Source organism: Nisaea sp., assembly GCF_965216895.1.
Classification (GTDB): Bacteria; Pseudomonadota; Alphaproteobacteria; order Thalassobaculales; family Thalassobaculaceae; genus Nisaea.
Genome location: NZ_OZ244205.1, coordinates 612,858 through 630,250 on the forward strand (window position 1 = coordinate 612,858; position 17,393 = coordinate 630,250).

Below are 17,393 nucleotides of genomic sequence, written 5' to 3' on the forward strand. Positions count from 1 at the left end.
GCGGTCATGGCACGCTTCACCACTCTGACCGTCCGTGAGGTCCGCCGGGAAAGTGCGGACAGCGTCTCCATCGCTTTTGATCTGCCGGCAGAGGCGAAGCCGGATTTCGCCTTTCTTCCGGGCCAGTACCTTACGCTGCGCAAGGAGATCGACGGTCACGACGTGCGGCGTTCCTATTCGATTTGCAGCGGCCTCGGCGACAACGAGATCCGGGTTGCCGTAAAGCGGGTCGAGGGCGGCGCGTTCTCCAGCTTTGCCAACGACGAACTGAAGCCGGGCGACAGTCTGGACGTCATGTCGCCCGAGGGTCGCTTTACCGCCGAGGTCGCGGGTGATGCTGCGCACACTTATGTGGCCTTCGCGGCCGGCAGCGGCATAACCCCGATCCTCTCGATCGCGAAATCCATTCTGGAAGCGGAACCGGAAAGCCGCTTTACGCTGTTTTACGGCAACCGGACGGTGCGGGGCATCATGTTCCGTGACCTCCTCTCGGATCTGAAGAACCGATTTCCGGCGCGTTTCAGCGTGCACCATATCCTCAGCCGCGAGCCGCAGGAGGTGGCGCTGCTGAACGGGCGTATCGACCGGGAGAAATGCGAAACCTTTTTCCGCTCCATTCTGAACGTGCACGCGGTCGACCGTTTCTTCCTCTGTGGGCCGGAGGGCATGATCGAGGAAGTGCGCGCCGTCCTCGGTGAGCATGGCGTCAGTGCGGATAAAATCAGTTTTGAGCTGTTCACGCCGTCCAGCGATGCGGCGGCCAGAGCCGCCGCCGCACGCCGGGCCAGAATGGCGAAAAAAGAGGGCGAGGTGTCAACCGCCGGGTCCGAGGTTTCCGTAATCTTCGATGGGGTGCGCACCGATTTCACGCTGGAGCCGGACGGCGTGTCCATTCTCGACGCGGCTCTTGGGGGCCGACCGGATATGCCTTATGCGTGCAAGGGGGGGATGTGTTGCACATGCCGGGCAAAGGTGATCGAGGGAAGGGTCGAGATGGATCTCAACTACACGCTCGCCAAGGAAGAGGTTGAAAGGGGATTCGTGCTGGCCTGTCAGGCCCACCCCGCGAGCGCGCGCGTGGTGCTGGACTTCGATGCCCGCTAGGGGCGGCCGCGCCCCGGGAAGGGACGCGGCGACTCGCTTGAAATCAGGCGGCCCAGAACGGCTTGCTCGTTTCACGGTCGACGTCGAGCGGGGTAATGCCCATGTCGGCCAGGGAGCGTGCATCCATCTCGCGCAGCGCCTGACGCTGACGGATACGATCCTCCCAGGTGAACAGAAGTGCGACGAGGGTCTGCAGTACGCCACCCCTGGTCCGCTGCAGCGCGAAGGACGTCCCGTTGGTTCCTGCAGTCATGACGGCGGCAGGAGCAACATTCAGGGTCTGGTTCTTAAACATGAAAGCTCTCCTTAATCAAAACGTCACACACGCTCATTCGTGTCTGTCGATGTGTTGGAATTTGGGGTATAAAATGGCCTGCAACAAACGAGTTAATTTATCAGATGAATAAGTTTGGCTAATTCATGCTGAGCCGTCTCCCCCTCAACGGATTGCGCTGTTTCGAAGCAGCTGCGCGGCATATGAGCTTCAAGCTCGCGGCAGCTGAGCTGTTTGTGACGCCGGCAGCGGTCAGCCAGCAAATCAAGGCGCTTGAGACCGAACTCGGTTCTCCGCTGTTCCTGCGCCGCCCGCGAGCGCTTGAACTGACGGCCGAAGGCGCGCGGCTGGCCCCGGTCGTCCGCGATGCCTTCTCCCGTCTGCTCGCTGCCGTGAACGATCTGAAGGAGCAGGAGGAGGGGCGCCCGCTGACGGTCAGCGTGCTGCCCTCATTTGCGGTGAAATGGCTGATTCCGCGCCTTTCCCGCTTCCGCATGCGCTATCCGGAGATTGATGTCCGGATCGCGGCCGAGGACCGCAAGGCGGATTTTGTCACCGACGGTGTCGATGTGGCGCTTCGGCTCGGTGACGGCAATTACGAGGGCCTGCATGTCGAGCAGATCATGAGCGAGCGGATCTATCCTGTCTGCAGTCCCGAGGTTGCCGCCCGTCCGCCCGGCTTACACAAGCCGGAGGACTTGAAGCACTATCCATTGCTCCACGATGTGAACACGTTCCCCGGCGAGAGTTGGGACAATTTCCTCGAGCAGTTCGGCATCAAGGGGATAGATCTGAGGCGTGGTGCCTTCTTCACCCAGATGGACATGGTGGTGCAGGCAGCGGTCGAGGGACAGGGCGTCGCACTCGCGCGATCGCAACTCGTTACCGACGATCTGCGTGCGGGCCGCCTGATTCGCCCGTTCAACGCCGAGACGCCGGCGCCGCTCGCCTATTACTTTGTCTGCCGCGAGGAATCGCTCCGCTCGAACAAGGTGGCCGTATTCCGGGACTGGGTTCTGGACGAGGTTCGCCGGGACGGCACTCTCGCTGAGCCGGACTGATGGCAGGGAGGGAGCAGTGGGGAAGTCAGGTCGGTTTCGTTCTGGCAACCATCGGCTCCGCAGTCGGCATCGGCAATATCTGGCGTTTTCCGTATATTGCGGGTGAGAACGGCGGCGGCGGCTTTCTTATCGTCTATCTCCTCTGTGTCGCTCTCATCGGCGTTCCCCTGGTCATCGCGGAGTTGGCTGTCGGGCGGACGGCGCGTCTCGATACGGTTTCGGCCTTTCCGGCGCTTGCCCCCAGGAGCCCGCTCCGGCACGCCGGGTGGGTCGCGGCCGCGGCAGGAACGGTGATCCTCAGCTTCTACGCGGTCGTCGCCGGCTGGACCTTTCGCTATTTCTTCGTCGCGCTGAGCGGCGCGCTCCGGGAGGCCGAGGCTTCGGGTTTCGCGAGGTATTTTTCCGATTTCACCGCGCGCGCGGCCGAACCGCTGCTCTGGCAAGCGGGAGCCGTACTGCTTGCAGGGCTCGTCGTGGCCCGCGGTGTTCGAGGCGGTATCGAACATCTGAACCGCTGGATGATGCCGGTGCTGGCCGGAATAATGCTCGGCCTCGCCCTCTACGGTCTTTCCCGGCCCGACGGAGCCGGAGGTCTCGAATATCTGTTCGGGATCGATTCCGAGACCTTCCGCCGTCCTGGCGTCTATCTGGCGGCGCTCGGCCAGGCCTTCTTCTCGATCGGGATCGGCATGGCAATCTTCGTGACCTATGGAAGTTACATGCGAACCGAGGCGCCGGTCTTGAGGTCCGCTCTTTATATCGTCACCGGGGACACTCTATTCGCCGTGCTGGCGGGCGTTGCCATTTTCCCGGCTGTATTCGCCTACGGTCTTGACCCGACCTCGGGGCCGGAACTGGCATTTGTCGCGCTGCCGAGTGTCTTCAGCGAGGTCGAAGGCGGGATGGTGCTCGCGGCGGCATTCTTTTTCCTTCTCGCCGCCGCCGGTCTGACGTCGATGATTTCTGTCCTGGAGGTCACCGTCGCCATTTGCATGGACCGCTTCGGCCTCCGGCGCCGGTCTGCGTCGGTGCTGATGGGCGCGGTGGTTCTGGCCCTCGGATTGGCGCCTGGGTTGAGTTTCGGTCTGCTGAAGGACGTGCGGGTTGCCGGAGAGGACCTGTTCGGACTGTTCGATCTCGTCGCGTCCTCGATTTTCCTGCCGTTGAGCGGGATACTGATCGCGCTCTTCGTCGGCTGGAGCCTGCGGCGCCGTGACGCCCTCCTGTTCGCCGGCTTGGAGGGGCCGCTCGGATGGCTCTGGATCTGGCTGTTGCGTATCCTCGTGCCCGGATCTATCGCTCTGGTTCTACTCAACGGCCTCAGCGATTTCTAGCCTCTCAATCGGAGAACGCGGGAGTTCCGGCGCCGATGTCGAAGTAGTGCCGGTCTGCAACCGATTGCACGGCGAGCGCCGCCATTTCGGTCGGCGGGCGTTCGCTTGTCTCCTGGCGCGTGCTGCAGAAATAGACGAACTTGCGGCGTTCCTTCGGATCGTCCACGGGGAGGGCGATGGTCCGTCGAAGCGTGCTGCGGCCATTCCGGGTCAATGATTTCAGCGTCACGCTCATGCCCGCCGGATGCTCGCGGACGAGGAAAATGGCTTCCGACGCCTTGGCGCGCCGTTCCGGCTCGACGAAATCCAGGTAGTTTCGCCCGGTGCTTTCCTGACCGTATTGGTTGACCACCCCGGTGCCGACCAGCCTGAGGCGGATCGTCTGAGGGTCGATCAACTCGTGAATGACGATATAGGGGAGCAGATGCTTGATCCCGACAGGATCGAATTCCGCCCGGTCCGGCATCATGCGGTCGGAGCGCAAGGACAGCCAGTAATCAAGGAACTCGTTTCCCTGCGGGCTCAGTTCGAGCCTGATGTCCTCTATGGTGAGGGTCACCCGGCCATCCTCACGCGCCCGTCTTCCATTTGATGGAGCATCCCATGCTGGCGACCTGGAGGGTCGGACCCCGGCCTGTCTCGGCCACCTGTTTCATGGCTTCGAACAGGTCGCGCCGTGCGCCGTCGACCGGGCTGGCCCGGCTCTCGTCGAGGCGGCCGCGATATTGCAGGCCGAGCCCCGCATCGAAACCGAAGAAATCCGGTGTGCAGACGGCGTCGTAAGCCCGCGCAACCTCCTGAGTCTCGTCAATCAGGTAGGGAAAGCCGAAGCCGTGCCGTTCCGCAAAGCGGATCATATTGTCATAGGAGTCCTCCGGATAGGCCGCAACGTCGTTCGAATTGATTGCGACCGAGGATATGCCGAGGGAGGCCAACTCTGCCGTATCGCGCGCGATCCTGCCAGCAATCGCCTTTACGTAGGGGCAATGATTGCAGATGAACATGACCAAAGTACCACGCGGGCCGCGCAGATCGGCCAGACTATGGAATGCGCCGTCAGTTCCTTTGAGCCGGAATTCGGGCGCCTTCCAGCCGAAATTGCAGATCTCGGGAAGCTTCGTTGCCATCCGATGGTCCCTTCCGATTGGCACAATGGGGAGTCCAGCAGCATTTTCCCCGTCCGTCAAAACCATCTTCGCCCTTGGACTCAAAAAGCCGTCTGGCGAGGCCCGCGAAGTTGCGCCAGTCTGGCATTCCACTCCAGAAGCCCGAGTTGCGGAGGATAGACCCATGCCCAGAGATATCTCGGAGATCCGGGGGTATCACGCCCATGTCTATTTCGATCCGGAGACCGCCGAGACAGCGCGCCGGTTACGCCAGGAAATCGAGCGCCGTTTCGACATCGAGATGGGCCGCTTCCACGAGAAGCCGGTCGGCCCGCACCCGCGCTTCAGCTATCAGGTCGCATTCGCGCCGGAAGTGTTCGGAATCCTCATTCCGTGGCTTGCCTTGAACCGGGACGGGCTCACGGTTTTCGTTCATGCCGATACCGGCGCAGACTTTCTGGACCATACGAGCCACGTCGTCTGGCTCGGCGAGTCAGAAGAACTCAAGCTCAGCATCTTCAATCGCTAGAGCGATCTTTGCCTCAAGGTACCAGCCAGCACCCCCGTCCAAGCGCAGGCTCGAAGCGGTAGCGGCGGTTTGCTTGCGGCGAAAGCGCGAGGATATCGACGCTGTCCGGTTCGAAGACGAGAATCGCGAAATTCTCGAAACCGTCGATCCCGCGGATGTCCGGCCCGCTATCGCCCGGCCCTTCGAGACTGGTGCCCGGCGGTTCCGCGCTCCTGTAGTTCGGCTTGTTACCCTCGGGCAGGTTCCGCCAGACACCCGCTATCACCGTTTCATCGTGCTCGATTGCGACAGTGCCCTTCATCCGGACCTGGAATGCGGCACCGTGGTCATAGAAGAGCAGGCTGGCGGCATTGCAACCGGCTATCTCCCGCATCTTTTCGCTGCGCCGGTCGGTGTGAAGCGTCACCCGCCAGCGCTCCGGATCGAAAGCGCGCAGGATCAGGGTGCGCGCATTGGCGCCGCCGGTTTCGTCGACCGTGGCCAGAACAGGATAGCGGCAGGCGGCGTCGCGATTATCCGGGGCGTCCGAAAGGAGTTGGCTCGCTTTCCGGAGGAGCGCCGTGGCGGACAGTCTCGCGTTTCCCGACACGCTATTCATTCGCCGCTTGCGCCGCCGCCCGCGCCTCGGCGGTCGCCCGGATCGCGAGCAGGAGGCTGAGAAGAGCGCCCGCCGACCCGATCATCAGGGCATATGCGAGGGCGCCGTAGCCGGTATCGTCCTGGAAGTAACCGACCGTCACGGTGGCGACGCCGCCGGCGCACATTTGCAGGAAACCCATGAGACCCGAGGCGGCGCCGGCGATAGCGGGGTTTACGCTGACCGCGCCGGCAATCGCGTTCGGCTGACTCATGCCATTGCCGAATGCGACCAGGGCGAAGGGCAGGAAGATCGCGGTCGCGCTGATCACGCCCATCGTCGAGAGCGTTGTGAGAGTCAGCGCGCCGAGGAGCGAGACGCTGCAGCCAAGCAGGATCATCCGGTCGATCCCGAGCCGTCGCGAGAGCCGCGTCGCGACGAAATTTCCGGAGATGTAGGACAGCGACACGATGATGAAGAAGAACCCGTAAACCTGCGGTTCCAATCCCAGGATGTTGATCGTGACGTAGGGTGCCGAAGAGAGGAAGGCGAAGAAGCAGCCGATCGAGAAAGAGGTGTTGAGCGTGTAGCCGAGGAAGGCCTTGGACCCGAGCAGCGCGCCGTAGCTGCGCAGCAACGAAACGATGTCGATCCTGGTTTCGCGCTGCGGGTGGGTCTCGTGCAGCGATGGAACCGCGTAGAGCAGTACCGCTCCGCCCGCTGCGGCGACCACGTAGAAACCCGCATACCAGCCGAACGCGCTGTCGAGGATTCCTCCGATTGCCGGGCCGATCATCGGCGCGACCGCCATCGCCATGGTGATATATGCGATAACCGGCGCGGCCTCCTCGCGTTCGTAGACGTCGCGCACGATCGCACGCCCGAGCACCATGCCCGCGCACCCGCCGAGCGCCTGAAAGACCCGCCCGACGATCAGAAGGTCTATGGAACTGGCGAATGCACACGCCAGACTGGAGAGCGCGAAAATCGCAAGTCCGGTCAGGAGCGTGGGCCGCCGGCCAATTCGGTCTGAAATCGGCCCGTAGATAAGCTGTCCGATGGCGACACCCGCGAGATAGAGCGTCAAGGTGAGTTGCACGGTCCCGTAGTCGGTTCCAAAAAGGCCGACGAGCCCCGGCATCGACGGCACGAAGAGATTGAGGGCAAGCGGACCGGTCGCGGTCGCGGCGATGAGCACGAGGATCGGCGGTGCCTTGGGCTTGGCGGTCACGGGTCACCTGTTTTTCTTGTTTTTTCGACGCCGGTCGGGAGATCGTTGTCTGTCCAAGGCGCCCCGAATAGATAAGCTTATTCTCGGGCGATGCAATTCCGCCGGCGCTCTGGCAGGCACTCGTTCGGAGACGGCACGAGATTGACCAATCGTTACGGTTGACTTACTTTCCAGTTTCCAGAACTCCGGGCAGAATTTCCGGTAACTAGGGATAGAAATGGTCTCTGGCGTCGAAACAGGTCTCATTATCCGGGTGAACAGCGCGTTCGCCGGCGCGGCATTGGGCCGGCGCGATGATGCAGGCAATCCCCTCAATGCCATTGGAACGACTCCTGCCGAGGGCGCCGGTTCGGGGGCGCTCGACGGTGCGCTGCCGCCTGCTGGCATCCGTCCGTTCGGCAATGGCGAGCCGGAGTACGGTGAGGACGAGGGGCCCTTCTTCGCTTCCGGCCTCAATGGCCTTCTGGCGCCTCCGAGCATTGCCGCGATTCAGGAGCAGAACGGCGGGTCCGGCGAGACTGAGGCTGCGCGCGAAGCCGATAATGGGATCGCGCAGCCGTCCGCCCCCGCGAATGACGGCGACCCGGCGCCTGCTTCAGCGAATGAGGAAGAGGAGACTGGCCCGGGAGAACTGACCGAGGAAGAAGAACAACTGGTCGAGGACCTGAAGCAACGCGATGCCGAGGTGCGGCGTCACGAGCAGGCGCATAAGGCGGTCGGCGGCCAGTATGCGGGCGCGATTTCATACACCTATCAATCGGGGCCTGACGGACGGCGCTATGCCGTCGGTGGCGAGGTGCCGATCGATGCAAGCCCGATTGCGGGCGATCCGGAAGCGACCATCCGAAAACTGGAGCAGGTGCGCCGCGCCGCCTTGGCGCCCGCGGAGCCGTCCGGCGCCGATCGGGCGGTCGCCGCCCAGGCCAGTCAGGGCATCCAGCAGGCGCGCGCCGAACAGGCGCGGGAAAGCGCGGAGGAGCTTGAGGAACTGGTCGAAGGCGGTGACGGGTCGGAAACCTCACCCGAGGGGGCGAAAGCACCTGTTGTGCCCAATGCCGGTGCAGGCGAGGCCGAACCGGCGGCGGCTACTGCCAGCCCGTTTGCCGCGGAGGGCGATGCCGCTGAGCGCTCTGGAGCGTCTCCATTCTCCGTCGCGGCGAACCGGGGTGACGAATTTGATGCCGGGGCATTTGAGATCGTGCGACCTGATCAACGCGACTCTGACAGCGGGACCGGCATCGAGACAAGCGGTCAATCGCCCTTCGATTTCACACCCTTCAGTGGCAGGGTAACGCTCGATATTTCAATATAATCAGATATCTATTGTTCTTTGTTGAGGCATACTTTGAAGCTTTGCTCGGACTGATCTGGGGCTTCGCTGCAGGCGACAAACCGGTCGCGGCAGATGTCGAAATCTCCGTCGCTGCCGACGAATCTGAGTTCGTCGCAAAAATCCAGATAATGCCGCGCCACCGTTTCAAAGGTTTCGCTGCGTCGTTGCTGAGCGACCTCCGGAGCGCGGTTCAGCGGGGTGACATTCAGCATTTGCGCGATCGCCTCATTGGCCCGCTTCAAGGGGATTTCGGCCTGTCCCATCTCGCCAGTCTCGGTCCAGTACCGCACATGTAACATGTCGCCGAGCATGAAATCGCGCAGCGGCGGCGGAACGATGCCCCTCTTGAGCGCGCCCCAGACGATGAAATGGACGCCTTTTTCGGTGATCTCGTAGAGTGTCGGCTTGAAGCCGACCTCAAGTTCCTTCAGCGATTCCAGATTGACCGGGTCGCGGCGGTCGATCCAGTAAGTCGGAAGCCGCTTGCGGCTGATGTTCTTTTCAACGTGGCGCGGCATGCGGAATTCCGCCCAGAGCGAGTTGTCGTCGCGCTTCTGGAAATGAAAGCGATAGCCCTTGCGCGTCAGGATACGGGCCTCGAGAACCGGCGCCTTGGTGATCGGGTCGGTCAGGACCTCGACATACCACTGGATGGTCTGGGCGCGTGCACCGGAGGTGATTGCGGCCAGTATCAGCATCGTCGCTATCAGGACCAACGCGGATCGCGGGCGGCCATGCATGCCGCGTGGGCGAGGGGGCGGTCGATCCATCTCCGGGCGCGATCCTTTCGTCGGAACGAAACTGTTTTTTCTCACATACCACGCATCTTGGGCAGCCGTCACGCGGGCGGCGGGTGCCGCACGGCTTGCTTCGCCGCGGACGGGAAACTATTTTTTAAGACAATTGGTGCTAAAGGTACGGACATGAGCATTTCAGGCGCACTCAATATCGCGGTCTCTGGCATCGTGTCGGCGGGCAACCGGACCGACAATGCGGCGAACAATCTTGCAAACGTCCGAAGCGTCGCCGCGCCGGCGGGCGAGGTGCTGCGTCCCGGCCAGCCGATCCCGGAAACCAATGCAAACGGCGAACGGATTTTCCGTCCGACCGAAATACAGTCGACCACGGCGGGACCTGCCGGCGTCCGGAGCCAGACCACGCTCGTCGATCCGGCCTCTTTCCCGATCTTCGACCCGAGCGCGGCAGATGCCAACGCGGACGGTATCTCCTCGATTCCGAACGTTTCTATCGAGAACGAGACCGTGAATCTCATCGGGGCCCAGCGTCAGCTCGAAGCCAATGCGGCGGTGATCCGTACCGGCGACGACCTGCTCGAAGAAGCGATCGATATCCTCGCCTGAGGCCGCAGCTTAATCCGACATGTCCGCCTTGGCGTTGTTCAGGGCCTTCAGCACCGCATCGAACGGCAGCCGCACGCAGTCGTGCCGCGTCTTGAAATCGCGGACCGGCGCGAAACTCTCCAGTTCCTTCCAGTCCAGATCCACACCGTCGCAACCGGCGAGAAAGGCGAGCAGGCGGCTGCGGACAGCTTCCAGCTCGTCCAGACCGTGTCCCGGCGCATTTTCCCGGATCAGCGCGGCAGATGCCTCGCAAAGGGCGCAACCCTGAACGCGATGCCCGATAGCGGCGATCTTGCCGTCATTCAGGCTCAGGTCGATCGTGACCCGGTCGCCGCAGAGAGGGTTGTCCACGCGCGCACTGGCATCGGGGGCGTCGAGTCTCTGGTTGCCGCGGCCTTCCTTCGCCAGACGCAGGATTTCCGCCTGGTAGAGTGCTTCGCTCATATCACGTGACCTCGTCTGGCAATCCGCCGGCTTCTTTCAGCATTTCCGGCGTGTCGATATCGAGATGCACGCCGGCCTCGGTGATCTCGACCTCGCAGACCAGATCGGCGAACTCGGTCAGCAGCGAGCGGGCGCCCCGGTCACCTTCCAGCTCCTGCATTTCGCCGAAGAACCGGCTGTCCCAGAGCACCGGATTGCCTGGTCGTCCCGCATGCACAGGAACGACGACCGCACGTCCCTCGACCGGGTTATAGGCGGCGATCAGCCGGTTCAGAACCTCCGCACTCACATGCGGCATGTCGCCGAGGCAGACGAGGGCGGCCTCCGTATCCTCCGGCAGGGCCGAAATCCCGCTCCGCACGCTGGTGCTGAGACCGCCGGCAAAATTAGGATTGTGCACATAGGCGACGTCGAGCCCGGCGAGCGCGGCCCGGATCCGGTCCGGCTGATGTCCGGTGACAACGAGAACGCGTCCGGCAGAGGAAGCAAGGGCCGTCTCGACCACCCGTCGTATCATCGCCTTGCCGTCCAAGGTGCTGAGCAGCTTGTTCGCATCACCCATGCGGGTCGATTGTCCTGCTGCCAGCACGACGGCGGCAATGCCGGTCCGGCTCGTCTCCTTGCCGGCTTCTTCCGTCTTTCTCGCGCTCGCGCGCGGTAGGGGACGGTGCGCCACGTCTTTGAGCAAACCGCCGGCCCCCATGCGCATGATGTCCTGCGGCCGGATCTCCAGACCGGCGCAAATCCGTTGCAGGACCCAGTCGAAACCGTTCAGTTTCGGAGAGCGCGCACAGCCAGGCATGCCGATGACGGGAACCGAGCCGGTCCGGCCGATCAGCATGAGGTTGCCGGGGTCGACCGGCATTCCGAAATGCTGGATTTCGCCGCCGGTCTGTTCCACCGCCGCCGGGATCACGTCGCGACGGTCGACAACGGCTGAGGCGCCGGAGATCAGGATCAGGCCCGGTTTCGCCGCAATGGCGCGGCGGATGGCACCGGCGAGCGCCGTCTGGTTGTGATCGCAGCGCGCTTCGGAAATCAGCTTCGATCCGAGTGCAGCCAGCCTGTCGGACGTTACGCGCATGGTGCTGTCCAGCACGCTTTCCTTGGTGCCGGGAAGTTTTGACTGGATGAGAATGACGTCGAGGGAAGCGAACGACTTTACCCGGAGGAGCGGCCCGTCCTGACCGGCGAGCGCCTCGGCAATCCGGACCAGTCCTTCCGGTACGGCGAAGGGGATGATTTTGAGCGTGCCGATCATCTGCCCGGCCGAGACCGCCTGAAAGGGCGGGACCAGCCCGAGGGTAATGGATTCGTCGACCAGATTGAGTTCGTCGAGCCGGGCCTGATCGTACAGCACCACGCCGGCGCGCTCGGCGAATAGGTTCGAACGTCCTGTAAAGGCGGTGCCGGCGCGCACGTCGATGCCCCGGCAGGCCTCGGCCAGCCTGTCCGCCGCACGGTCTTCGGAAATGTCGCCGTCATCGAGGCGGGCGCAGACCACGCGCTCGATCCCGGCGGCTTTCAGGGCTTCCAGGTCCTCGCGATCGAGCACCCGGCCCTTCTTGAGGCTGCGTCCGTCGAGCCGGCGGCTATGGGCGAGAATGGCGCCCTCCGCCTCGGCAACCGGCAATTCGCCGAAATACATGGATCGACCTCAGGCCGCGGCTTTGAGCGGCTCGGCTCCATGTTTGACCGCAGTCATTTCCGCCAGCACCGAGATGGCGATCTCCGCCGGAGAAACCGCACCGATATCGAGCCCGGCGGGCCCATGGAGACGGGCAAAGTCCTTGTCGTTGAAGCCCTCCTCGCGCAGCCGGTCGAGGCGCCGCGCATGGGTCCGCTTGCTGCCGAGACAGGCAATGTAGAAAGCCTCGCTGCGAAGTGCGACCTGCAGGGCCGGATCGTCCAGCTTCGGATCGTGGGTCAGCGTGACGATCGCCGTGCGGCTGTCGGGCATGAGCGCCTCCAGGGCCTCGTCCGGCCAGTCGTCACTGAGCTCTACGCCGGGAAAACGCTCTTCTGTGGCGAAGGAGGCGCGCGGATCGACGATGGTCACGGCATAGCCTGCGAGCGCCGCCATCGGCGCCAGTAACTGGCTGATATGGACCGCCCCGACGACAATCATGCGCAGCGGCGGATTGTGGACATGGATGAAATGCGCGCCGTCCGCGCTGATCCCGCTGCGGTCGTCCCGCATCCGGGTGCGGGCCTCGGTGACGAGAGAGTCCGCAAGCTCGAGGGAACCCTCGGTGCCGTCGCGGGTCACCAGCCCCTGTTCTCCGCCCTCCAGGCGCGTCACCATGGCCACCGGCGTCTTCGCCTCCCGGCAGGCCATCAGGGCATCGAACAGTTCGGCTTTCATCTTATTGTCCTTCGATCCGTTCCACGTAGACTTTCACCTCGCCGCCACAGGCGAGCCCGACCTCCCAGGCCTGCTCGTCGCTGACACCGAAATCGAGCATCCGCGGCTGACCGTCGGCGATCGACTGCATCGCCTCGCGCACGACGGCGCCCTCGATGCAGCCGCCCGATACGGAGCCGACCATGGCACCGCTGTCGTCGATCGCGAGCTGGCTGCCCACGGGACGGGGCGAACTGCCCCATGTCTTGATTACGGTCGCGACCGCGATGCGGCGGCCGTCCCGGCGCCATTCGGCAATCCGTCCGAGAATGTCGTCCTGCTGCCTGGGGTCGTATCTGTTCATCCTGCCGGTTTCCCTTCCCATCCGCGGGGAGGGCCTCAGACCGCCTCCGCCGCTTCGATCTCGGCCAGTTTGCCGAGCCAGTCCCCCATGCCCCTGCGGCGGATGCCGGCCGGTTCTCCCAACAAGTTCGCCAGATCCTCCAGGCTGTCGAGAGAATGCACCGGACGGAATTCGTCCACATGCGGCAATAAGGCTCGCACCCCCATGGATTTGGGAGCGAAGCCGTCATAACGCAACAGCGGGTTGAGCCAGATCAGCCTGCGACACGACTTATGCAGTCGTTCCATTTCGGCACCGAGCCCCTTGCCGGCTTCCCGGTCGAGGCCGTCCGTGATCAAGAGGACGACCGCGCCCTGGCTCAGTACCCGGCGGGACCAGTGACGGTTGAAATCGTGCAGGCAATGGCCGATTCGCGTTCCGCCGGACCAATCCTCCACGGAGGCGCTGATCTTGTCCAGCGCTTCGTCTACATCCTTGTGGCGCAGGTAGCGTGTCACATTGGTGAGGCGCGTGCCGAATAGGAACGTGTGAACCCGGTCCCGGTCGTTGGTCAGCGTATGCATGAAGTGGAGCAGCATGCGCGAATAGCGTGTCATCGACCCCGAGATGTCGCAGAGCGCGACGAGCGGCGGCGGGCGCATCCGGCGCTTCTTGAGCTGTAGCGGGATGATGTCGCCGCCGGAGCGAAGCGCCTGACGGAGCGTGCCCCGCAAATCGACCTTGTGTCCGTAAGGGCTGGGCGAGAAGCGGCGGGTGGGGATGTCCGCAAGCGGCAGGTGCATCTTTTCGATGGCCCTGCGTGCGGCGCGAATCTCGTCCGCGCTCATTTTCTCGAAATCCATGCCCTGCAGCAGTTCTTCGTCGGAATAGGTCATCACCGCGTCAAGCTGGATTTCCTGCTCCTGTTCCCGGTCCGGCGCGCTCGCGTCCTGACCAGGTTCCTGCTGCTGGGTAAGCGCCTCGGAGACCCGCCGGCTGACCGTCTCCGCGTCCTCCTCGTCGGCGTCTCCGGCGAGCTTCATCTCCGGCAGCACCATCTGCATCATCTTTTCGAGGATGCGGGGATTGCGCCAGAAGATGTGGAAAGCCTGGTCGAAAATCTCGCGCTGGTCGCGACGGTTCACAAAGACCGCGTGCAATGTCCAGTAGAAGACTTCGCGGTCGGTGATCCCGACGGTTCTGACCGCCTCGATCGCATCCAGCACCTTGCCCGGCCCTACCGGCAGGCCGGCGGCGCGTAGCACGCGGGCGAAATGCAGGATGTTCTCGACCAGGCGTCCGCCACCGCCTTCAGGCGTTCCCGGCAAGTCCGGCATCTCTCCCGGCGGCGGTTCGAGGTCGTCGAGCGGCGTCATAATTTCCTAGCCGGCCATCGCCAGTTCACTGCGCACCTGGGTCAGGATCCGGTTGGCCTCGCTGCCCTGGATTTTCTGGATATCGTCCTGGTATTTCAGCAGCACGCCGAGTGTGTTGTCGACGGCGCGCGGGTCGAGGGCGAGATAGTCGAGCTGCACCAATGCATGGGTCCAGTCGATGGTCTCGGCCACGCCAGGCTGTTTGAACAGGTCCATCTTGCGCAGCTGGTGGACGAAGGCGACGACCTGACGGCTGAGTTCTTCCGGTGCGGACGGTGCCTTCTTGCGCAGGATCTCCAGTTCGCGCTCGGCGCTCGGGTAGTCGACCCAGTAGTAGAAGCAGCGCCGTTTCAGTGCGTCGTGGATCTCGCGTGTCCGGTTCGAGGTGATGATGACGATCGGCGGTTCCTCGGCCTTGAAGGGGCCGACTTCCGGAATCGTCACCTGATAGTCAGAGAGCACTTCGAGCAGGAAAGCCTCGAACGGCTCGTCGGTGCGGTCGAGTTCGTCGATCAGCAGCACCGGCGCGCCGCCCTCGGTCGGCTCAAGCGCCTGCAGGATCGGGCGCTTGATCAGGAACTCGTCGGAGAAGAGGTCCGCGGCAAGCGCCTTTCTGTCGGCGCCGCCGGCCGCCTCGGCCAAACGGATCTCCAGCATCTGGCGGGAATAGTTCCACTCGTAGACCGCGGAAGACACGTCCAACCCCTCGTAGCACTGCAGCCGGATCAGCTTGCGGTCGAGGGTTTCGGAGAGAACCTTTGCGATCTCGGTCTTTCCGACGCCGGCCTCGCCCTCGAGGAAGAGCGGCCGCTTCAGTTGCAGGGCGAGGTGCAAGGCGGTCGCGAGCGGGGTATCGGCGACGTACTGGCCGTCACCTAGCAGGGCGAGCGTGTCTTCGACGGAAGCGGGAAGCGGTGTCGGCATGGGGAGGTCCAGATATCCAGCGGGAACAGAGGTCAGATAACACGCGGGCCGGGTGGTTTAAAGGGGAGGGCGCCGGATCAGGACGACTGGAAGACCGCGCCGCTTGACAGCAGGCTGTCGATTTCGGTGGCGGCAAGACCGCCTTCGACGAGAATTTCGCGGCTGTGCTCCCCGAGACGCGGCGCGCCGAGACGGTAGGAAGCGGGCGTGCTGCCATAGCGGATCGGTTGGCCGACCATGCGGATCTCGCCCTCGCTCGGATGCCGGAAGAGCGGCCAGAAACCGATCTCGTCGAGATGCGGGTCCTTCAGCAGGTCTTCGGTTCCCATGACCGGCATGGCGGGCACATCGATCTCGGCGAAGAGCGCAAGCCATTCCGCCGTTGTGCGCGCAGGCGTCGCCTCTGCCACGATCCGATAGAGCTTGCCGACATTGCGCGAGCGTTCTGCCGGATCGTTCACCCAGGTTGCCGCCGCGATTTCCTCGCGGCCGATGGCGCGCAGATAGTCGCTCCATTGCCGCGCCGTGTAGGGCAGCAGTGCGACATGTCCGTCCCTGGTCCGGTAGGGCTTGCGATGCGGTGCGAGGACCCGGTCATATCCCGTCCTGCCGTCGCCGTCCGGGAACGTGGCGCCCTGGAGGTGCTCCGGGTGCAGGAAAGCAACCAGGCTCTCGAACATCGGGACCTCGACAAACTGGCCGGCCCCTGAGCGCTCGCGCGCGACCAGTGCCATCGAGATGGCGGAGAGGCACATCAGGCCGGTGACCTTGTCCGCGATCACGGTGCGGCTGTAGGCCGGCGCGCCATCTGCCCGGTCGTGATAGTCGGCCAGACCGCAGGCCGCCTGGATGATGTCGTCATAGGCGGGACGGCCCGCGTAGGGTCCCTGTTCGCTGAAGCCGTAAGCGCCGCAATAGATCAGCTTCGGATTGATCGCCTTCAGATCGTCGTAGCCGAGGCCAAGCCGTCGCATCGCGGCGGGGCGCACCGAACTCACGAGAACGTCGGCATGCCGCGCCAGTTTCAGCAATGCGTCCCTGGCACCGGTGTTTTTCAAGTCCATCGAGAGCGAGCGCTTGTTCCGGTTCACATTGAGGAAAACCGTGCCCATGCCGGGGGTTCTGAACGGCGTGACATTGCGGGTGACGTCGCCCTCGAGGGACTCGACCTTGATGACATCGGCACCCATGTCGCCCATGATCTGCGTCGCGTAAGGCCCGAGCAGTACCGAGGTCAGATCCAGTACCCGGATCCCCGCGAGGGGGCCGGTCGCAGCTTCACCCGTCATTTTGATCAGATATCCCGAGAAAAGAACCGTGACAGACGCTCCGATCATAGAGACTGGCTACGAAAACCTGAACCCTGTCGAGGACGCGGTCTCGCAGCGGCGCTCCGTCCGCGCCTTTCTGCCGGATCCGGTGCCGGAGGAGACGGTTGCCCGTATTCTCTATCTCGCCGGCAGGGCGCCGAGCGGAACCAATATGCAGCCCTGGAAGGTGCATGTGGTGACCGGCGCGGCGCGGGACCGACTCTGCACCGAGATTGTTGCCGCGCATCATGATGGAACGGGCCATAGCGGCGAGTACCAGTATTATCCGAAGGAGTTCTTCGAGCCCTTCAAGTCGCGCCGCCGGACGGTCGGCTGGGCGCTCTACGGGTTGCTCGATATCAAGAAGGGCGATTTCGAAAAGACCAAGGCGCAGCATGCAAGGAACTTCACTTTCTTCGACGCGCCGGTTGGACTGATCTTCACCATCCATCGCGGCCTCGAGATCGGCAGCTGGCTCGATTTCGGCATGTTCATGGAGAATGTCATGGTGCTGGCGCGCAGCCATGGTCTGGAAACCTGTCCGCAGGCCGCCTTCGCGACCTACCACAAGATTATCGGGGCCCAGCTGGACCTGGCCGAGGAGGACGTTGTCGTCGCCGGCATGGCGCTCGGCAGGGCCGATTGGTCGAAGATCGAGAACACACTTGTTACCGAGCGCATGGCTCTGAAGGATTACGTACGCTTTCATCGCGGGTAAGATCATTTCAATTGAAACGATAAA

General features: G+C 63.4%; 20 protein-coding genes. 7 read left to right on the forward strand and 13 right to left on the reverse strand.

Translation table 11 applies throughout. The features are described from left to right. The first annotated feature begins 6 nt into the window (after positions 1-6). Positions 7-1,104, forward strand: a complete 1,098-nt coding sequence (gene paaE / locus ACOOE1_RS02885) for a 1,2-phenylacetyl-CoA epoxidase subunit PaaE (protein ID WP_420404843.1) — start codon at positions 7-9, stop codon at positions 1,102-1,104. 43 nt (positions 1,105-1,147) lie between these two features. On the opposite strand, the gene ACOOE1_RS02890 is transcribed toward paaE, so the two are convergent. Beyond that, a complete protein-coding gene (locus tag ACOOE1_RS02890) occupies positions 1,148-1,399 on the reverse strand; it encodes a DUF1127 domain-containing protein (RefSeq protein WP_420404844.1) in 252 nt (83 codons plus the stop codon). 125 nt (positions 1,400-1,524) lie between these two features. Between ACOOE1_RS02890 and ACOOE1_RS02895 the strand changes: the two genes are divergently transcribed. Both ACOOE1_RS02895 and ACOOE1_RS02900 read left to right on the forward strand, forming a co-directional pair. Continuing rightward, positions 1,525-2,439, forward strand: coding sequence for a transcriptional regulator GcvA (locus tag ACOOE1_RS02895; RefSeq protein WP_420404845.1), 915 nt, complete (start codon positions 1,525-1,527; stop codon positions 2,437-2,439). Continuing rightward, positions 2,439-3,773 carry a sodium-dependent transporter gene (locus tag ACOOE1_RS02900; RefSeq protein WP_420404846.1) on the forward strand — a complete coding sequence of 445 codons (1,335 nt, stop codon included), beginning with the start codon at positions 2,439-2,441 and terminating at the stop codon, positions 3,771-3,773. The genes ACOOE1_RS02895 and ACOOE1_RS02900 overlap by 1 nt, the downstream gene beginning before the upstream one ends. Positions 3,774-3,777: 4 nt before the next feature. Here ACOOE1_RS02900 and ACOOE1_RS02905 read toward each other — a convergent pair whose 3' ends face one another. Together ACOOE1_RS02905 and ACOOE1_RS02910 are read right to left on the reverse strand one after the other, a co-directional pair. Further along, complete coding sequence (locus ACOOE1_RS02905) at positions 3,778-4,332, reverse strand: PAS domain-containing protein (RefSeq protein ID WP_420404847.1); 555 nt, start codon at positions 4,330-4,332, stop codon at positions 3,778-3,780. Between the two features lie 10 nt (positions 4,333-4,342). Further along, positions 4,343-4,900, reverse strand: coding sequence for a thioredoxin family protein (locus tag ACOOE1_RS02910; protein WP_420404848.1), 558 nt, complete (start codon positions 4,898-4,900; stop codon positions 4,343-4,345). Between the two features lie 163 nt (positions 4,901-5,063). On the opposite strand from ACOOE1_RS02910, the gene ACOOE1_RS02915 reads away from it, so the two are divergent. Further along, a complete protein-coding gene (locus tag ACOOE1_RS02915) occupies positions 5,064-5,408 on the forward strand; it encodes a DOPA 4,5-dioxygenase family protein (protein WP_420404849.1) in 345 nt (114 codons plus the stop codon). Positions 5,409-5,421: 13 nt separating this feature from the next. On the opposite strand, the gene ACOOE1_RS02920 is transcribed toward ACOOE1_RS02915, so the two are convergent. Both ACOOE1_RS02920 and ACOOE1_RS02925 read right to left on the reverse strand, forming a co-directional pair. Beyond that, the gene (locus ACOOE1_RS02920; protein ID WP_420404850.1) at positions 5,422-6,006 is read right to left on the reverse strand and encodes a pyridoxamine 5'-phosphate oxidase family protein; all 585 of its coding nucleotides are present in this window, start codon (positions 6,004-6,006) and stop codon (positions 5,422-5,424) included. Further along, the gene (locus ACOOE1_RS02925; RefSeq protein ID WP_420404851.1) at positions 5,999-7,216 is read right to left on the reverse strand and encodes a multidrug effflux MFS transporter; all 1,218 of its coding nucleotides are present in this window, start codon (positions 7,214-7,216) and stop codon (positions 5,999-6,001) included. The genes ACOOE1_RS02920 and ACOOE1_RS02925 overlap by 8 nt, the downstream gene beginning before the upstream one ends. Positions 7,217-7,433: 217 nt before the next feature. Between ACOOE1_RS02925 and ACOOE1_RS02930 the strand changes: the two genes are divergently transcribed. After that, positions 7,434-8,528, forward strand: a complete 1,095-nt coding sequence (locus tag ACOOE1_RS02930; protein ID WP_420404852.1) for a putative metalloprotease CJM1_0395 family protein — start codon at positions 7,434-7,436, stop codon at positions 8,526-8,528. 8 nt (positions 8,529-8,536) lie between these two features. Here ACOOE1_RS02930 and ACOOE1_RS02935 read toward each other — a convergent pair whose 3' ends face one another. Continuing rightward, positions 8,537-9,391 (reverse strand): hypothetical protein, encoded by an 855-nt coding sequence (locus ACOOE1_RS02935; RefSeq protein ID WP_420404853.1) that lies wholly within the window; start codon positions 9,389-9,391, stop codon positions 8,537-8,539. Between the two features lie 81 nt (positions 9,392-9,472). On the opposite strand from ACOOE1_RS02935, the gene ACOOE1_RS02940 reads away from it, so the two are divergent. Next, positions 9,473-9,910, forward strand: coding sequence for a flagellar basal body rod protein FlgC (locus ACOOE1_RS02940; RefSeq protein ID WP_420404854.1), 438 nt, complete (start codon positions 9,473-9,475; stop codon positions 9,908-9,910). A gap of 9 nt (positions 9,911-9,919) precedes the next feature. Here the strand turns inward: ACOOE1_RS02940 and ACOOE1_RS02945 are convergent, their stop codons facing one another. The 7 genes from ACOOE1_RS02945 to ACOOE1_RS02975 form a co-directional block, all read right to left on the reverse strand. Beyond that, positions 9,920-10,354, reverse strand: a complete 435-nt coding sequence (locus ACOOE1_RS02945) for an iron-sulfur cluster assembly scaffold protein (protein WP_420404855.1) — start codon at positions 10,352-10,354, stop codon at positions 9,920-9,922. 1 nt (position 10,355) lies between these two features. Continuing rightward, positions 10,356-12,002, reverse strand: a complete 1,647-nt coding sequence (locus ACOOE1_RS02950; RefSeq protein ID WP_420404856.1) for an NTP transferase domain-containing protein — start codon at positions 12,000-12,002, stop codon at positions 10,356-10,358. Positions 12,003-12,011: 9 nt separating this feature from the next. Continuing rightward, a complete protein-coding gene (locus ACOOE1_RS02955) occupies positions 12,012-12,719 on the reverse strand; it encodes an XdhC family protein (protein WP_420404857.1) in 708 nt (235 codons plus the stop codon). A gap of 1 nt (position 12,720) precedes the next feature. Next, positions 12,721-13,062 carry an XdhC family protein gene (locus ACOOE1_RS02960; RefSeq protein ID WP_420404858.1) on the reverse strand — a complete coding sequence of 114 codons (342 nt, stop codon included), beginning with the start codon at positions 13,060-13,062 and terminating at the stop codon, positions 12,721-12,723. A gap of 35 nt (positions 13,063-13,097) precedes the next feature. Further along, entirely contained in the window at positions 13,098-14,417 is a 1,320-nt protein-coding gene (locus tag ACOOE1_RS02965; protein WP_420404859.1) for a vWA domain-containing protein, read from the reverse strand. Positions 14,418-14,423: 6 nt separating this feature from the next. Next, a complete protein-coding gene (locus tag ACOOE1_RS02970) occupies positions 14,424-15,341 on the reverse strand; it encodes an AAA family ATPase (RefSeq protein ID WP_420404860.1) in 918 nt (305 codons plus the stop codon). Positions 15,342-15,418: 77 nt separating this feature from the next. Further along, the gene (locus tag ACOOE1_RS02975) at positions 15,419-16,630 is read right to left on the reverse strand and encodes a CaiB/BaiF CoA transferase family protein (protein WP_420404861.1); all 1,212 of its coding nucleotides are present in this window, start codon (positions 16,628-16,630) and stop codon (positions 15,419-15,421) included. Between the two features lie 28 nt (positions 16,631-16,658). Between ACOOE1_RS02975 and ACOOE1_RS02980 the strand changes: the two genes are divergently transcribed. After that, positions 16,659-17,369 carry a nitroreductase gene (locus ACOOE1_RS02980; RefSeq protein WP_420404862.1) on the forward strand — a complete coding sequence of 237 codons (711 nt, stop codon included), beginning with the start codon at positions 16,659-16,661 and terminating at the stop codon, positions 17,367-17,369. Positions 17,370-17,393: the final 24 nt, after the last annotated feature.

Excerpts from the sequence above, each read along its gene's own strand:
- ACOOE1_RS02975 (WP_420404861.1), bottom strand. The coding sequence starts at position 16,630 with ATGACGGGTGAAGCTGCGACCGGCCCCCTCGCGGGGATCCGGGTACTG.
- ACOOE1_RS02960 (WP_420404858.1), bottom strand. The coding sequence starts at position 13,062 with ATGAACAGATACGACCCCAGGCAGCAGGACGACATTCTCGGACGGATT.
- ACOOE1_RS02895 (WP_420404845.1), top strand. The coding sequence starts at position 1,525 with ATGCTGAGCCGTCTCCCCCTCAACGGATTGCGCTGTTTCGAAGCAGCT.
- ACOOE1_RS02910 (WP_420404848.1), bottom strand. The coding sequence starts at position 4,900 with ATGGCAACGAAGCTTCCCGAGATCTGCAATTTCGGCTGGAAGGCGCCC.
- ACOOE1_RS02950 (WP_420404856.1), bottom strand. The coding sequence starts at position 12,002 with ATGTATTTCGGCGAATTGCCGGTTGCCGAGGCGGAGGGCGCCATTCTC.
- ACOOE1_RS02900 (WP_420404846.1), top strand. The coding sequence starts at position 2,439 with ATGGCAGGGAGGGAGCAGTGGGGAAGTCAGGTCGGTTTCGTTCTGGCA.
- ACOOE1_RS02920 (WP_420404850.1), bottom strand. The coding sequence starts at position 6,006 with ATGAATAGCGTGTCGGGAAACGCGAGACTGTCCGCCACGGCGCTCCTC.
- ACOOE1_RS02945 (WP_420404855.1), bottom strand. The coding sequence starts at position 10,354 with ATGAGCGAAGCACTCTACCAGGCGGAAATCCTGCGTCTGGCGAAGGAA.
- ACOOE1_RS02930 (WP_420404852.1), top strand. The coding sequence starts at position 7,434 with ATGGTCTCTGGCGTCGAAACAGGTCTCATTATCCGGGTGAACAGCGCG.
- ACOOE1_RS02890 (WP_420404844.1), bottom strand. The coding sequence starts at position 1,399 with ATGTTTAAGAACCAGACCCTGAATGTTGCTCCTGCCGCCGTCATGACT.
- ACOOE1_RS02965 (WP_420404859.1), bottom strand. The coding sequence starts at position 14,417 with ATGACGCCGCTCGACGACCTCGAACCGCCGCCGGGAGAGATGCCGGAC.
- ACOOE1_RS02915 (WP_420404849.1), top strand. The coding sequence starts at position 5,064 with ATGCCCAGAGATATCTCGGAGATCCGGGGGTATCACGCCCATGTCTAT.
- ACOOE1_RS02940 (WP_420404854.1), top strand. The coding sequence starts at position 9,473 with ATGAGCATTTCAGGCGCACTCAATATCGCGGTCTCTGGCATCGTGTCG.
- paaE (WP_420404843.1), top strand. The coding sequence starts at position 7 with ATGGCACGCTTCACCACTCTGACCGTCCGTGAGGTCCGCCGGGAAAGT.
- ACOOE1_RS02970 (WP_420404860.1), bottom strand. The coding sequence starts at position 15,341 with ATGCCGACACCGCTTCCCGCTTCCGTCGAAGACACGCTCGCCCTGCTA.
- ACOOE1_RS02955 (WP_420404857.1), bottom strand. The coding sequence starts at position 12,719 with ATGAAAGCCGAACTGTTCGATGCCCTGATGGCCTGCCGGGAGGCGAAG.